Annotated in this window: 23 protein-coding genes; all 23 read left to right on the forward strand. The window is 68.1% G+C overall.

Going from position 1 to position 13,147, the window contains the following annotated elements:
• The first annotated feature begins 5 nt into the window (after positions 1-5).
• Entirely contained in the window at positions 6-1,172 is a 1,167-nt protein-coding gene (locus HPO96_RS37010; protein WP_171679159.1) for a hypothetical protein, read from the forward strand.
• Complete coding sequence (locus tag HPO96_RS37015; protein WP_171679160.1) at positions 1,169-1,963, forward strand: hypothetical protein; 795 nt, start codon at positions 1,169-1,171, stop codon at positions 1,961-1,963. Before HPO96_RS37010 ends, HPO96_RS37015 begins: the two co-directional genes overlap by 4 nt.
• A 31-nt stretch (positions 1,964-1,994) precedes the next feature.
• The gene (locus HPO96_RS37020; RefSeq protein ID WP_171679161.1) at positions 1,995-2,792 is read left to right on the forward strand and encodes a peptidoglycan-binding domain-containing protein; all 798 of its coding nucleotides are present in this window, start codon (positions 1,995-1,997) and stop codon (positions 2,790-2,792) included.
• A gap of 22 nt (positions 2,793-2,814) precedes the next feature.
• Positions 2,815-3,048, forward strand: a complete 234-nt coding sequence (locus tag HPO96_RS37025; protein WP_171679162.1) for a hypothetical protein — start codon at positions 2,815-2,817, stop codon at positions 3,046-3,048.
• Between the two features lie 4 nt (positions 3,049-3,052).
• A complete protein-coding gene (locus HPO96_RS37030) occupies positions 3,053-3,448 on the forward strand; it encodes a hypothetical protein (RefSeq protein WP_171679163.1) in 396 nt (131 codons plus the stop codon).
• Positions 3,449-3,509: 61 nt separating this feature from the next.
• Positions 3,510-4,100 (forward strand): deoxynucleotide monophosphate kinase family protein, encoded by a 591-nt coding sequence (locus HPO96_RS37035; RefSeq protein ID WP_171679164.1) that lies wholly within the window; start codon positions 3,510-3,512, stop codon positions 4,098-4,100.
• A gap of 105 nt (positions 4,101-4,205) precedes the next feature.
• Positions 4,206-4,769, forward strand: coding sequence for a hypothetical protein (locus tag HPO96_RS37040; RefSeq protein ID WP_171679165.1), 564 nt, complete (start codon positions 4,206-4,208; stop codon positions 4,767-4,769).
• A 225-nt stretch (positions 4,770-4,994) separates the two neighbouring features.
• Positions 4,995-6,080, forward strand: a complete 1,086-nt coding sequence (locus HPO96_RS37045) for a hypothetical protein (protein WP_171679166.1) — start codon at positions 4,995-4,997, stop codon at positions 6,078-6,080.
• A gap of 193 nt (positions 6,081-6,273) precedes the next feature.
• Positions 6,274-6,669, forward strand: a complete 396-nt coding sequence (locus tag HPO96_RS37050; protein ID WP_171679167.1) for a hypothetical protein — start codon at positions 6,274-6,276, stop codon at positions 6,667-6,669.
• Between the two features lie 164 nt (positions 6,670-6,833).
• The gene (locus tag HPO96_RS37055) at positions 6,834-7,202 is read left to right on the forward strand and encodes a hypothetical protein (protein ID WP_171679168.1); all 369 of its coding nucleotides are present in this window, start codon (positions 6,834-6,836) and stop codon (positions 7,200-7,202) included.
• A complete protein-coding gene (locus HPO96_RS37060; RefSeq protein WP_171679169.1) occupies positions 7,199-7,336 on the forward strand; it encodes a hypothetical protein in 138 nt (45 codons plus the stop codon). The genes HPO96_RS37055 and HPO96_RS37060 overlap by 4 nt, the downstream gene beginning before the upstream one ends.
• Positions 7,333-7,473, forward strand: coding sequence for a hypothetical protein (locus tag HPO96_RS37065; RefSeq protein ID WP_171679170.1), 141 nt, complete (start codon positions 7,333-7,335; stop codon positions 7,471-7,473). The genes HPO96_RS37060 and HPO96_RS37065 overlap by 4 nt, the downstream gene beginning before the upstream one ends.
• The gene (locus HPO96_RS39440) at positions 7,470-7,601 is read left to right on the forward strand and encodes a hypothetical protein (protein ID WP_272954798.1); all 132 of its coding nucleotides are present in this window, start codon (positions 7,470-7,472) and stop codon (positions 7,599-7,601) included. The genes HPO96_RS37065 and HPO96_RS39440 overlap by 4 nt, the downstream gene beginning before the upstream one ends.
• Entirely contained in the window at positions 7,598-7,963 is a 366-nt protein-coding gene (locus HPO96_RS37070; RefSeq protein WP_171679171.1) for a hypothetical protein, read from the forward strand. The genes HPO96_RS39440 and HPO96_RS37070 overlap by 4 nt, the downstream gene beginning before the upstream one ends.
• Position 7,964: 1 nt before the next feature.
• Positions 7,965-8,123: a hypothetical protein gene (locus HPO96_RS37075; protein WP_171679172.1), complete on the forward strand. Its 159-nt coding sequence runs from the start codon at positions 7,965-7,967 to the stop codon at positions 8,121-8,123.
• Entirely contained in the window at positions 8,116-8,412 is a 297-nt protein-coding gene (locus tag HPO96_RS37080) for a hypothetical protein (RefSeq protein WP_171679173.1), read from the forward strand. The genes HPO96_RS37075 and HPO96_RS37080 overlap by 8 nt, the downstream gene beginning before the upstream one ends.
• Positions 8,409-8,786, forward strand: a complete 378-nt coding sequence (locus HPO96_RS37085; RefSeq protein ID WP_171679174.1) for a hypothetical protein — start codon at positions 8,409-8,411, stop codon at positions 8,784-8,786. The genes HPO96_RS37080 and HPO96_RS37085 overlap by 4 nt, the downstream gene beginning before the upstream one ends.
• Positions 8,787-8,795: 9 nt before the next feature.
• Positions 8,796-9,356, forward strand: coding sequence for an ATP-dependent Clp protease proteolytic subunit (locus tag HPO96_RS37090; protein WP_171679175.1), 561 nt, complete (start codon positions 8,796-8,798; stop codon positions 9,354-9,356).
• 11 nt (positions 9,357-9,367) lie between these two features.
• Positions 9,368-9,640 (forward strand): hypothetical protein, encoded by a 273-nt coding sequence (locus HPO96_RS37095; RefSeq protein ID WP_171679141.1) that lies wholly within the window; start codon positions 9,368-9,370, stop codon positions 9,638-9,640.
• Positions 9,640-10,020 carry a hypothetical protein gene (locus tag HPO96_RS37100; protein WP_171679176.1) on the forward strand — a complete coding sequence of 127 codons (381 nt, stop codon included), beginning with the start codon at positions 9,640-9,642 and terminating at the stop codon, positions 10,018-10,020. Before HPO96_RS37095 ends, HPO96_RS37100 begins: the two co-directional genes overlap by 1 nt.
• Positions 10,017-10,307: a hypothetical protein gene (locus tag HPO96_RS37105; RefSeq protein WP_171679177.1), complete on the forward strand. Its 291-nt coding sequence runs from the start codon at positions 10,017-10,019 to the stop codon at positions 10,305-10,307. The genes HPO96_RS37100 and HPO96_RS37105 overlap by 4 nt, the downstream gene beginning before the upstream one ends.
• Complete coding sequence (locus HPO96_RS39445; protein WP_272954799.1) at positions 10,304-10,438, forward strand: hypothetical protein; 135 nt, start codon at positions 10,304-10,306, stop codon at positions 10,436-10,438. The genes HPO96_RS37105 and HPO96_RS39445 overlap by 4 nt, the downstream gene beginning before the upstream one ends.
• A 101-nt stretch (positions 10,439-10,539) precedes the next feature.
• Positions 10,540-13,083 carry a phage/plasmid primase, P4 family gene (locus HPO96_RS37110; RefSeq protein WP_171679178.1) on the forward strand — a complete coding sequence of 848 codons (2,544 nt, stop codon included), beginning with the start codon at positions 10,540-10,542 and terminating at the stop codon, positions 13,081-13,083.
• Positions 13,084-13,147: the final 64 nt, after the last annotated feature.

Consider the following 13,147-nt stretch of genomic DNA (forward strand, 5'->3'; position numbering starts at 1 on the left):
CTCGCATGGCCGAGCGAAACCGCATGCTCATGGCAACGACTCGCCCAGTCCCCGCACCGGCCGAGTTGGCCTCCACCCCGACCTACACCTGGTACGGCTGCGACCTGAAGACCGGCAAGATCGTCGAGGAGATCCCGTTCGAGCCCGGCGGCTCGCTGCAACGCATCCTCGGGGCGTACTCGTCGCTCCAGGGTGCGTTCCCCGTCGCGGATGCTGCAGGCGACTGGAAGTCAGCCACCGACCCGGGCCGCACGATGCTCGTCTGCGTCCGCGACGACGACGAGATGCCCCTGTGGGCGGGGATCGTCATCGGCCGCTCCGGCGGCAGTGACGAGTACATCTCCCTGTCGCTCGTCACGCTGGAGGGCTACTACGACCGTCGCTTCGTCAAGGACCGCGTCGAGACCCACCGCGCCGGGCAACAGATCGCCGTCGACCTCGTCTTCGACGCCGACAACGTCGAGGGCATCGGCATGACGTTCCCCACGTTCTTCAACTCGGCGCCGTACCACGACCGCACCTACTCGGCCGATTCCGACCAGACCGTCTATTCCCAGCTCACTGAGCTCATGGGCGTCGAGGACGGACCCGAGTGGACCATCGACGTCATTTGGTCGGACGCCACCAAGACGGCCTTCACCAAGCGCTTCTTGGTCGACCTCTCCATCGGCAACAACTTCGACACCGGCGACAAGTCCGTCAACGCGATCTTCGACTACCCGGGCTGCATCCGCTCGTACGAGCTGAAGGAGGACTACTCCAGCTCGAAGAGTGCGACCCACGTCGAGATCTTCGGCGACGGAGAAGGCGAGACCCGCCCCTCCGGCACGCCGGGCCGCGCGGAGGCCCTCATCGCCGCCGGCTGGCCGCGCTACGAGTACCGCCGAACCATCTCCGGCGCGACACAGGCCTCCACTCTCACCGCCCACGCCAAGGAGCTCGTCGCCTGGATGGGTAGCGGCGCTCAGATCTACACCGTCGAGGCCAACGCCGCCACTGCCCCGAAGCTCGGCGCCGACTGGATGCTCGGCGCCTACGTCGGCGTCCAGATCGCCGAGTCTCCGCGCCACCCGGACGGCGTCGACATCCTCGCCCGCGCCATCGGCTGGGAGCTCGACACCGTCAACGGCACCGTCACCCCACTACTCGAAGAGGAAGACGCCGACGCATGACGAAGTTTGACCAGCGCCTCCCTGCCGGAGACGACGGCGTCATGCGCCGCCTCCAGGACCTGGAGCGGGAGGTTCGCGAACTCCGCGCCGCCCGCCGGCTGGAGGCCTCGACCATCGGCCGCGGTGGTATCACCATCAAGGGCGGCGCCATCATCCTCCAGGACACCGACGGTCGCGAGATCGCCCGAATGGGCATCCGCGAGGACATCCCTCCGGAGCCTGATGGCGACCCGCAGCCGGGCTTCATTCTCCGCCGCAACGACGGCTCTCTCGCGTTCGCCCTCGACGACCCCAACCCCAGTGAAGCCGGATACCGCCAGCTCCTGAAGATGCAAGATGCCCAGGGCAACGTCATCTTCTCCGAGGACTACATCTCCGGGTGGGGCCTCGCGACGCCGACACACAGCTACCCGCTGTACAGCGTCCAGGACGCCGCCACCTGGCCCGCCACCGTCAACGGAAGCTTCGAGACGCTCTGGCTGAACTACATACCGCTGTGGAACCCCATCCTCGAAGTGGGCGCGTCCGGCTTCGCCCCCGCGTCACATACCGGGGAGTTCCGCCTCGTCATCAACGGTACGCAGTACGGCGCCGCCAAGTCGATCGCCGGTGGCGGTGGCGGTGCCTTCGACAACGCCACGTGGACCGTGGCCGTGCCCTCGCTCCCCGGGATCGCTCCCGGCTCCGTTGTCCCGATCTCGCTGGAGGCACGGCGCACGGTCGGGTCGTCATCCGGATTCAAGGTCATGCCGACTTGGGTCTACGGCGCCGGGTCCTACGGCACTCCGTAATCCTCAACCCTGCAAGGAACCTCCGCTTCCCATGGCTACGTACATCGAATTCGAGGGCTTCCGCATGGACGCCCGCACTCGCAACATGCTCGTCGAGGCCCGGCGTATCTCCGGGCTGACGCTGCGAATCACGCAGGGCGGCTTCAACAACGGCGCCGTCAGCGCCTCAGCCGGCACCCACGACGGCGGCGGCGCGCTGGACATCAGCGCCCACTACATGACCGACGCCGAGATCGCCGAGGCGATCCGCCGCCTCCGTCAGGTCGGCTTCGCCGCGTGGCACCGCATGCCCTCTCAAGGTCCGTGGGTCGAGCACATCCACTGCATCGCGGTCGACTGCTCCTCGCTGTCCAAGGGCGCGGCCAATCAGGTCAAGGCCTACCGCAAGGGCAAGAACGGCCTTGCCAACAACGGCCCCGACGACGGCGACCAGCTCTACGTCAAGAACACCTGGGAGTCGTACCAAGCGGGCCTCGCCGCGAAGAACGGCACCCGCGTCTCCCTGAGCTCGATCGCCTACGCGGCTCGCGGCGGCTACTTCCACAGCGGCCAGAAGGTCGCCGAGGAATCGGCCCGCGCCGCCGTCCGCTGGATGAACCGTCAGAAGGTCGTCTCCGACCGCGACCTGCGGATCTGGGAGACCCGGCTCCGCGACGCCAAGGCCGCAGACACGAAGGCCGCATGGACCTACGCCGGTGAGCAGTACGCCGGGATGGTCCGCCGCTATCAGGTCCGATTCGGCCTGTTCCCCGACGGCGTCGTCGGCCCCAAGACCAAGGCCCACCTCAAGGCCATGCTCACCAAGTACTCGTTCCGCGTCGTTGCCTGACGCAACCGAAAGGACCCGCACCGTGCGTACCCTCCTGGACGCTCTCGCCCCGTACCGCAAGGCCATCGTCTCCGGCCTGATCGCTGCGGTCTTCGCCGCGTGGCCCCTCCTCGCCGACGGCGACCTCTCCTACGCCGACATCGGCATCATCGCCGCTGCGGCGGCTTCGGGCGCGGGCATCACCTTCAGGGTGCCGAACACCCCGAAGACCGACAAGGCCTACGCGGACGAGCACGCCGTACTCGGGGACGAGTGACCCCATGATCACCACCGCCACCATCATCACGGCGGCGGCCGTCGTCTCCGCGCTGGGCGTCTTCTTGGCGCTCGGCCGGAGGCTGTGGAAGCGGGGCCGCGTCCTCACGACGAAGCTCGGCGCCGCGAGTGACGCCCTCCTCGGCCGTGATGCCATCCTCCACCCGGACACCGGCGCCGAGCTGGCCCCCGCCACCCCTGGCCTCGGCATCCGCCTCGCCGGACTCGAAGAGGCCGTCGCCACGATGGCCCGCACGCAAGCCGAGTACGCCGCCCTCTCCGGGCAGGTCACCGAGCTCGCCGGCGCGCTGTCGGCGCACGTCCGCTCCGAGGACGAGCGCAACCACGAGATGTGGGCCGCGATCCGCGAACTCACTGCACGCATCCCGAAGGCCGACTGAGCACAGCCGCCGCTCCTCGCGGACATGACGGGCACACCCCCACACGAGGAGACCCGCGCATATGGCATCCCGCATCATCGGCGTACTCGGCAAGAAGCGCCACGGCAAGGACACCTTCGCCGCCCGGCTCTGCAACGAGCACGGCTTCACCCGCTTCGCCTTCGCCGACATGCTCCGCGAGGCCGCCCTCAAGCTCGATCCGCTGGTAATGGTCGAGGCCGACGAGTACCACCACTTCAGCGGGTGGGCCTTCCGTGAGCCACTGCTCTTTCGGCTCTCGTATGTCGTCCGCGATCTCGGCTGGGAGAAGGCCAAGGAACTCCGCGAGGTCCGCCGCACCCTCCAGCACATGGGCGTCGGGGTTCGCGACCTCGACGAGGACTTCTGGGTCCGCGCGGTGATGCGGCAGGTCGAAGCCCACGACGGACCGGTCGTCATCACGGACGTTCGCTTCCCCAACGAGGCCTACGCCGTCGTCAACCACTGGCGCGGACGCACCCTCCGCGTCGTCAACCCACGCATCGAGACTCCGGACGTCGAGCACATCTCGGAGATCGCACTCGACGACTACACCCCCGATCACACCGTCTTCAACGACGGCACCATCGAAGACCTCCACCGGCAAGCCGACCGCTTCGCCGCTCTCAGCTAGCCCCGCGCCCCGTCACCCCCATTCATCCGGGGTGGCGGGGCTTCTGTGCGTTCCCACACTTTGTGCTCACTTGCTCACTATCGCGCTAGCGTCTAGCGTGGTCGCATGGACACTCCCGCAACAGTGCCCGCGCTCACGGCCGAGCTGACGGACCTGATACGCCGGTACCTCGGCGGGAACAGCGACGCCCTCCCGAAGATCGCCGGGCGCGTGCTCGACCTGCGGGATCGGGTCAACGATCCCAAGGGCTCTAGCCGCGAGTACCAAGACGCCCTGATCGCCGCATACGACGGCGCCGGCGTCGACCGCAAGGAACGGCAGCGCATCCAAACAGCCGTCCGATACCACGTCAACCGGCTCCAGGAGACGCGGCTCTCCCCCGAGGAGCGTGACGCGCTGGAGTTGACGCCGGGAACCTTCCAAGGCCGCAAGAAGAAGAAGAGCGAGGACATCGCGGCGGCCCTCGCGGCGGCCGGATTCACTCCCGGCACCCTTCACGACGACCCCCTCACGGCCCTCGCACTCGCGGTGCGGCTGTTGGAGGCGGTGAACGCGGCTCCATCACTGGCTCACCTCGATCTCGTCCAGCGGACCACCGCCCGCGCCCTCGTCGACAAGATCGTCGAACACGCGGAGAGTGCGGCGGCGATCGCACAGGGCGACAACTAGCCTCCTCTGGCCCTCGCGGGGTAGCAGGTAGCAGCCGGTTACACCCTTATCCCTACTACTTTTCTGCGCGGACACGTGGAAAAGAGGTCGGATAAGGCTGTAACTACCTGCAACCTGCTACCCCGCTGCCGTTCCCCGCGTCCACCCCGCGCCGCGTGAGCGCAGAGCATCCCCTTCACGGACATCGACAGAGCACACCACCGACCGCTCTGGAGACCACCGCGCATGTCCGATCCTTTCTCCACGCCTCAAGCTGAACTCCCCCGCGACCGATGGGGCCGCCCGCTCATCACACCGCCCGAAGGCGGCGAGCCGATCGCCTACACCCGCTGCACGACGTTCGTCGGCTGCCTGGAGGACACCTACCACCTCGGCCTCTGGCAACTCCGGATGGCCGTGCTCGGGATGTCCCGCCGCAAGGACCTCATCCTCGCCGCGTCCGCGATCGACGACCCCACCGATCAGTACCAGAAGCGCAAGCTCAACGACATCGCCAAGGCCGCGAAGGACGCAGCCGCCGGCGACGCCGCCGCGAACACCGGTACGGCGATCCACTCCCTCACCGAGCGCATCGACAAGGGCGAGGGCCTCGGAGAGTTCATCCCCGAGGAGTACCTCCCGGACCTGAAGGCTTACGCCGACATCACCAACGGCCTGGAGTTCCTCGGTATCGAGGGATTCTGTGTCCGCGACGACCTCCGCGTCGGCGGCACCTACGACCGCATTCTCGGCTTCACCGAAGAGTTCCTCGACGTCTACCACACCAAGCACGGCGACGTCCTCCGCTACCCGGGCCGTGACGCCGAAGGCCGCCTCGTCCCCAACGCAGGCGATCCCGTGCAGCCCGGCGACGCCGTCATCGGCGACGTCAAGACCGGTCACGTCGACCTCGGTGCAGGCAAGATCGCCATGCAGCTCGGCGTCTACGCCAACTCCGAGGACTACGACCACAGCCTCGGCGCCCGCTCTCCGCTCCCGGGCAACCCCTCCAAGGACTGGGGCGTCGTCATCCACCTCCCCGCGGGCACCGGCACCGCCCGCCTCCTGTGGTTCGACATCCGCGCCGGCTTCGAGGCTGCCAGTTCCCTCGCCGTCGGCGTGCACGCCTGGAGGAAGCGGAAGGACCTCACCCATGCCTTCGCGTCCGCACAGTCCAACGTGAAGCCCGGCCCGACCCTCGTCGAGCAGATCGCCGCTGCGAAGTCCCCCGACGCTCTCCGCGTCCTCTTCTCCATGAACGAGCGCACCTGGACGCCCGGCCTGACCGCGCTCGCCAAAGCCCGCATCGCCGAACTTGCCGGAGGCAACTGATGGTCGAACACACCCCTTGGTACAAGCGCCTCTACTACCGCGCCGTCGTCCTCGCGACCCGCTGGCACATCCCGCGCTAGCCGCCCGAAATTCGTTGCACACAGGGCGAGCGCAGCAGCCCTGCCTCATGGACATGAGCAGCGTCCCCGGCCCTCACCGGCCGGACCTTCTCATCTCAAGGAGCAGTCCAAGCATGAGCAACGACGCTTTCAGCGACCCGAGCACCGCCACCGGCATTCAGTGGAAGGACCTCCACGGCGCGCTGGTCCTCGTCAAGGTCCACGCGATCGAGACCGGGATCAACACCGTCCACGGAGCCTCCGACGCCGTCCGCGCTGACGTCATCGTCCTCGACGGCAAGGCCGACGGCGACATCGCCGAGGGCGACGAGTTCATCGACACCCTCGTCTTCCCGAAGGTGCTGCAGTCCCAGCTCAAGTCGAAGGTCGGCGGCATGGTCCTCGGCCGCGTCTCGCAGGGCAACAAGAAGCCGGGCCAGTCGGCCCCGTGGACCCTGACCCCCGCCAACGAGGCGGACAAGGCCAAGGGCCGCGACTACCTGGCGAAGAACACCGAGGCGCCGTTCTGATCGGCGCCAGCTAGACCGCGTGGGCAGGGCCGCTAGCGCCTGCTGCGAACGGTTGCCAGGTTGACGCCTGGCAGGAGAACGCAACCTACGCATCCCCAACGCCCCCGTCGACCCCTACTCCGGTCGACGGGGGCGTTTCCCCTTTCCTGCAAGGAGACCACCCCATGCTGACGAGCGATGACACGACCGTCCATGACAACTGTGGCGACAGCCTCAGCGTTCGCGTTGAGGGCACCGTGGACGTCCGGAACACGACCGGCTACCTGATCACGTGCTACACCCCCAAGCAGGCTCGCCAGCTCGCCCGCGCCCTCAAGCGCGCCGCGAACGTTGCCGAGGGCAAGCCCGCGAAGAAGCCGAAGCCCCGCGTGATCGTCGACGGCGAGGGCGACACCTGGTACGCGGACGACGACGGCGGCTACACCCTCGGCAACACCGAAGACAACGGCTTCCGGTCCTCCTACACCCCTCACGTCCGCCAGAGCCGCAAGGCCATCCGCAAGGAGTTCGGCATCCGCGAGGAGCGCCCGTGACCACCCCCGAAGCCCTCGCCGCCATCGACCCCGACACCCTCCTCGTCCCCAACGAGGTCGTCTGCCCGGTCCACCACCTCACCCACAACCGGCACCTCCCCGAGTGCCCCGAGTGCAAGGACGCCCGCCTGTGATCTCCGCGATTCTCGCCCTCCTCATCGGATGGCTCGTCGGCAACCTCCTGGGCTGGTCCATGAACTACGGCGACCAGTTCAACTGGCGGGTCTTCTGTGGTCCCGCGCCGTACACGAAGTGGAGGTCCAAGAAGTGAGCGAACTCTTCTTCATCGCCGCCGCACTCTGCGCCCTCCTCGGCGCCACCACTGCCGGTTGGGTCCTCTTCGGATTCGGTGTCCTCTGCTGGATCATCGCTGTCGCTATCACGGCGGTGGCTGGATGAACGTCCCCGACGCCCGCTCCCTCACCTCCGTTCAATCCGCCTGGCTCGCCGGCATCCTCGACGGGGAGGGGTGCTTCGACATGACGCACTCCTCCCCGCGGCTCCGCGTAAAGATGTCCGACCACGACGTCGTCCTCCGCGCCGCCGAGCTGATGAACGCCCGCGTCCACATCGAGCCGCCGCGCCAGCAGCACCACAAGCCCTGCATGGTCGCGCAGGTCCACGGCGACGACGCCGTTGCGGTCATGCGCGCCGTCCTCCCCCACCTCGGCGCCCGACGTACCGCGAAGGTCACCGAAATCATCCTTGCCCACAGCAACCGTCAGGCTCGCCGGGCAAGCCGACACCTCAAGGCGGCGTGACATGCCCTACGTGAAGCTGGAGACCACCGCGGTATCTGGATTGTCCGGCGAGGCAGTGATCAACGTCGAATTCACCTCCGGCCACGAGGTGGACGGCATGGCCGCCCTTAACGCCGCCTACGCCGAGGCCCGCCGCCGGATCGAGGCGGGCAATGGCTGAGGACCTCCGCTACACCGAGCCCTACCGCCCCATGCGAGACCGTGGCCGCGAGACGAGCGATGCCCTCGTCGCCGTCCGGACCGTGCTTTCCCGCGCGGAGACCGCGCTCCAGGAGATCGACCGCCCGAACTACACCCGCGACGAGCAGGGTAACCCGGTGTTCGACTCCAATGGCTTCCGCATCCTCTCGCAGGACGAGGACTACGACGAGATGCGCGCCGCCCTGGAGCACGTCGTCGAGTCCCTCGAATGGTGGCGCCGCACCGGCCGACCACGGAGGCCGTCATGACCTCCGCCAACAAGGCCAAGGGCGCCCGCTGGGAGCTCGACATCGTCCGCTACCTCGCTGCCGTCTTCGGCCGCAAGGTCCGCCGCCCTCACGCCGAGGGCTTCGAGGACGTCGGCGACATCCACGTGTCGCCGTTCTGCCTGCAGGCCAAGAACTACGCCGACGTGGGCACCGCCCTCCGCGTCGGAGTAGCCGGCGCCGAGCTGCAGGCCGCACGCGCCGAAGAGAAGTACGGCGTTGCCGTCATCAAGCGTCGCGGCAAAGGGGCCGCCGACGCCTACGTCGCAATGTCCCTGGCCGCCTTCCGCGACCTCGTCGAGGAGTACCACGCCCTCGCCGAGGACGCCTGGAAGTACCGAGAACTCAGCCGCTAAGGAGGCCCCGTGATCCGCAAGACCCTCGACCGCCTCGCCAAGCGGTTTCCCCTGTCCACCAAGGACGACGAGCTCCGCACCTACTACTTCGACACCGAGGTAACCACCCGCTCGGTCTCGGCGGCCGTCAAGAAGCTCGACGACTGGGCCAAGGAGTCAGACGCTCCGATCGAGATCGTCCTCCACTCCCCCGGTGGCCTCGTCGATGCGGGCTTCTGGTTCGTCGAGGAGGTCCGCCACATCGCCAAGTCGCACGAGGTCTACACCCGCGCCGCCGGCATCACCGCGTCGATGGCGGGCCTCATGCTGCAGGCCGGAACCGAACGCATCATCGGCCACGAGTCCCGCCTCCACCTCCACCCGCCGAGCTCCGGCGTCTGGGGCAACGTCCACGAGATCCGCGAGACGTACGAGCACCTGGAGGAGACCTACTCGCGCATGTGTGAGCTCTACGCCTCGCGCGGCAAGCTCACCGCCGACGAGATCCGCGCAGAGGTCGACTCCCGCTGTGACTGGTACCTGACCCCGCAAGAGGCCCTCGACGCGGGCTTCGCCGACTCGATCTTCTGAGGAGAACTCACATGATGTTCAACCTGCCGAACGCCGAGCACGGCTCCGCGTTCCCGGTCCCCATGCTCGACGTCCCCCGCGTCCAGCTCCCCGGCGTCGACCGTGACGCCGTCGATGCCCTCCACGCCGAGATGGACGCCACCCGCGTCCTGCGCTGGCGCTACTCCCTGGCGATGGCCCGGACCGGCAAGCACGTCTACACCGGAACGGTGCCCTCAGCAACGAAGACTGCCCGGCGGCGCCGCAACAAGGCCGCGCGCGTCGCTCGACGGGCGGGCCGCTGATGGGCTCCCGTGGACGGCAGTACATCACCAGCGACACGGAATACCGCGGCCTGGTCACCGAGGTCGGAGTCCGGGCCGTCAAGGTCCAGATCTTCGACGAGACCGAGGAGGAGTTCGAAGCACGTAAGGCGTTGATCCTCGACGAACGCGAGCGCCGCTGGGCTTGGCGCAGGAGCCACTGGGAGATCACGGGCTACGAGGACTACGAACGGGTGAGCGCCCACGGCCCCTACTCATCCATGACCTCTGCGAGGCGTTCCGTGAGTCGGCTCCTCAAGTCCGGGCCGACAGAGTGGATCGACCGCGACGACCCCCGCATCCGACGTGTCACCTCCGGCAAGGTCCAGGTCGGCACTGTCACGTGGGTCGACGCCGAGTGAAGCGCAGCGAGGTCTACAAGGGCGTCGACATCATCATCGCTCGGACGTACGACGAGGCAGCCGACGCGCGGACAGCACTGGCCGCCGCCGGCATCCGCGTCGACCAGTGCTTCAGTCCCGGCGCAACGCGCGACCTTCAAGGCATGAGAGTGCGCCGAATCTACGTCGCACCAGGCGTGCCGGACGAGGCGCCGGTGCTCCTGCACGCGATCCGCTCGATGCTCGCCATGCGATCTCCGAACGTCTACACGGATGCCGCCGTGATTTTCCTGGAGAAACCGCAGTGACCGACGACCCCGAGCTCTGCGCCGTCCCCGCCTGTCGCGGCGTCGTCCGCACCGTCACCCGCGTCCTCGAAGACGGCGACCCCGAGCCCTACGGCTACTGCTCAACCTGCGGGCTACCCGTCACCAACTGAGCGCAGCCGCCCAACTTCACGGACATCCAAAGCGCCCCCGACTCCACCTGAGTCGGGGGCGCTGTCGCGTTCCCGAAAACTCCCCGGAGGCCACCGCCGATATGGCAGATCCATTCACCGACCCCGCCCCGGCCACCCCCGCCGGGAGCCTCACCTTCGCCGACTTCCTCGGCCGCTTCGACGTGGTCGACGAGGAGGCCAACGGCTACGCCGTCATCTGTCCCGCCCACGACGACGAGAAGCCCTCGCTCCGCGTGGCTTATAACGCCGACCGCAAGACCCTGATCTTACGGTGCCGCGTCGGCTGCAAGACCGCCGACGTGCTCTCCACACTCGACCTCCGGATGACCGACCTCTTCAACGTCGAACCCGGCGACATGGCCAACGTGAAGTCAGCCGGCGCGGTCCCCGAGGCAGTCTCCATCGCTCACCGCGCGGCTCTCGCGATGTACCTCAGCGCGTCAGCGGGCAAGCTGTTCCACGAGGGCGCCGACGCCGTCGACTACGCCGAGGCGCGCTTCGGGATCACCAACGACCGCGCGGATGCACTCGGTCTCGGCTACGACGACGGCACCTTGTCGTCTGGCATCGTCGGCCTGTCTCGCGACCTCTACCGAGACACCGCCCGTCTTGTCGTCCCCTTCAACGACTTCGACGGGCACCCGCACTACCTGCAGGCCCGCGCCATCGACACGGACTACTCCGGGCGCGCGAAGTGGTCCGGCCCGTTCAACCCGGAGGGCATGCGCTGGGGCGTCTATGGCTGGTTCCCCGGCGACCTGCCTTGGGACGAGGTCCTCGTCACCGAAGGTCCTGGAGACGGCCTGACCTCCGTCGGCGCGGGGTACGACACGCTTCTCATCCGCGGCGCCTCCATGGGTCTGCCCGACGACGTCCTCGCCGAGCTGGCGACCCGGTTCCCTGACCGGACCTTCGTCCTCGCAGGCGATCCGGACAAGGGCGGCCAGCGCTTCAACGAGATCGTCGGCGAGCGGCTGACGTCGGTCGGTCTCCGCGTCGCGGTCCTGCAGCTCCCCGGCGTCGACATCTCCGATTGGCGCAAGCAGGACCCGGACGCCTTCTACCCGGCGTTCACCGAGGCTGTTACCTCAGCGGCGCCATGGGAGCCCCCGGCCGCCGATGTCCAGCCGGAAAGCGCCTCTCCCTCTGTTCCCTCCATGGAGGAAGCACAGCTCGCGCACACCGAGCTCGGGAATGCCACTCGCCTCTTCCACCGGATGAACCGCATGGTCCGCCACTCCGGCGCCCTCGGCTTCCTCGTCTGGAACGGGCGCGCGTGGGAGGTCGACCTCCGTAACCGCGTCCTCGCTGAGGCCGCCAGCTCGGCCGAGGCCCTCATGGACGAGGCACTCCGCATGCCGAAGGGCGAGGAGGGCTCTCCGGCCGACAAGGCACGCAAGGCCGCTCTCCGCTGGGCGCATGACTCCCAACGCGAGCGCAACCTCAAGGCCACCGTCGAGCTCCTGAAGACTCGCCCCGGCGTCTCCGTTGCGGCCGACGAGCTCGACGCCAAGCCCGACCTCCTTGCCTGCCGCAACGGAACCGTCAACCTGCGCACCGGAGAGTTCGGTCCATCCAACCCGAACGACCTCCTCACCAAGGCGATCGACGTCGACTACGACGCCGACGCCAAGGCCCCGCGCTGGGAGTCGTTCCTCGGCGAGTGCTTCCCCGACGACGACTCGATGCCCGGCTATCTGCAGCGCCTCGTCGGCTACGGGATCACGGGCCACAACCGCGAGCAGTGCTACGTCATGCTGCACGGTCGCGGCGGCAACGGGAAGTCCGTCTTCACGACGGCGCTGTACAACACCTTCCGCGCCATCACCGAGGCCGCACCGATCGAGACGTTCCTAGCCGGCGGGACCACCGACGGCTCCTCCGCGTCCTCGGACGTCGCGATCCTCCGCAGTGCGCGGCTGGTCCTGACCTCCGAAGCCGAGTCCGGCGCGCGGATGGCGGACGCCAAGCTGAAGCGGCTCACCGGCGACGACCCCGTCACCGCCCGATTCCTCTACAAGGAGCCGTTCACCTTCACGCCCGCCTTCCTGCTGTTCATGTCGACCAACGCCATCCCGGAGAACCGCGACAACTCGGACGGAATCTGGCGGCGGCTCAAGGTCATCGAGTGGAAGCAGCAGTTCAAGGGAGCCCGCAAGGACTCCAGCCTCTCGGCCAAGCTCCGCGCCGAGCGCGCTGGCATCCTCGCGTGGGCTGTCCGGGGCGCGATGGACTGGTTCGCCCGCGGGAACCTCGGCGAACCGCAGCGGGTCACCGAGACCGTTGACGACCTCCGCAAGGAGTCGGACAAGCTCCTTGAGTTCTACCCCGGCGTGCTGGTCAACGATGACGCCGGCTGGATCGAGCGAGCCGAGCTGTACGCCCTCTATCGCGAGTGGGTAGAGCGCGAAGGCAACCACCCGTGGCAGCCCCGCACGCTCTACGACGAGCTACGCGCTCGCGGCGTCGAGCAGTCGGGCCGCAAGGGCAAGCGCGGCTTCAAAGGCATCCGCCCCGCCCGCCCCTCGGAGAAGGCTGCCGACGAGCGAGCACAGGACAACCCGCTCACGGACATCACCACCAACAGCGAGGACGCCCCCGATCTGGAGTCGTTCGAGCCCTGATCCGCACGACCACCCAAGGCCCCCGGCCCGTCATCACGACGGCGCTGGGGGCCTTTCTTCATGC

This window comes from Kribbella sandramycini (assembly GCF_013131805.1).
Classification (GTDB): domain Bacteria; phylum Actinomycetota; class Actinomycetes; order Propionibacteriales; family Kribbellaceae; genus Kribbella; species Kribbella sandramycini.

Bases quoted from the DNA above. Each gene is read 5' to 3' on its own strand.
- HPO96_RS37030 (WP_171679163.1), top strand. From the start codon at position 3,053: ATGATCACCACCGCCACCATCATCACGGCGGCGGCCGTCGTCTCCGCG.
- HPO96_RS37110 (WP_171679178.1), top strand. From the start codon at position 10,540: ATGGCAGATCCATTCACCGACCCCGCCCCGGCCACCCCCGCCGGGAGC.
- HPO96_RS37085 (WP_171679174.1), top strand. From the start codon at position 8,409: ATGACCTCCGCCAACAAGGCCAAGGGCGCCCGCTGGGAGCTCGACATC.
- HPO96_RS37080 (WP_171679173.1), top strand. From the start codon at position 8,116: ATGGCTGAGGACCTCCGCTACACCGAGCCCTACCGCCCCATGCGAGAC.
- HPO96_RS37010 (WP_171679159.1), top strand. From the start codon at position 6: ATGGCCGAGCGAAACCGCATGCTCATGGCAACGACTCGCCCAGTCCCC.
- HPO96_RS37020 (WP_171679161.1), top strand. From the start codon at position 1,995: ATGGCTACGTACATCGAATTCGAGGGCTTCCGCATGGACGCCCGCACT.
- HPO96_RS37035 (WP_171679164.1), top strand. From the start codon at position 3,510: ATGGCATCCCGCATCATCGGCGTACTCGGCAAGAAGCGCCACGGCAAG.
- HPO96_RS37095 (WP_171679141.1), top strand. From the start codon at position 9,368: ATGATGTTCAACCTGCCGAACGCCGAGCACGGCTCCGCGTTCCCGGTC.
- HPO96_RS37015 (WP_171679160.1), top strand. From the start codon at position 1,169: ATGACGAAGTTTGACCAGCGCCTCCCTGCCGGAGACGACGGCGTCATG.
- HPO96_RS37070 (WP_171679171.1), top strand. From the start codon at position 7,598: ATGAACGTCCCCGACGCCCGCTCCCTCACCTCCGTTCAATCCGCCTGG.
- HPO96_RS37055 (WP_171679168.1), top strand. From the start codon at position 6,834: ATGCTGACGAGCGATGACACGACCGTCCATGACAACTGTGGCGACAGC.
- HPO96_RS37040 (WP_171679165.1), top strand. From the start codon at position 4,206: ATGGACACTCCCGCAACAGTGCCCGCGCTCACGGCCGAGCTGACGGAC.
- HPO96_RS37100 (WP_171679176.1), top strand. From the start codon at position 9,640: ATGGGCTCCCGTGGACGGCAGTACATCACCAGCGACACGGAATACCGC.
- HPO96_RS37050 (WP_171679167.1), top strand. From the start codon at position 6,274: ATGAGCAACGACGCTTTCAGCGACCCGAGCACCGCCACCGGCATTCAG.
- HPO96_RS37075 (WP_171679172.1), top strand. From the start codon at position 7,965: ATGCCCTACGTGAAGCTGGAGACCACCGCGGTATCTGGATTGTCCGGC.
- HPO96_RS37045 (WP_171679166.1), top strand. From the start codon at position 4,995: ATGTCCGATCCTTTCTCCACGCCTCAAGCTGAACTCCCCCGCGACCGA.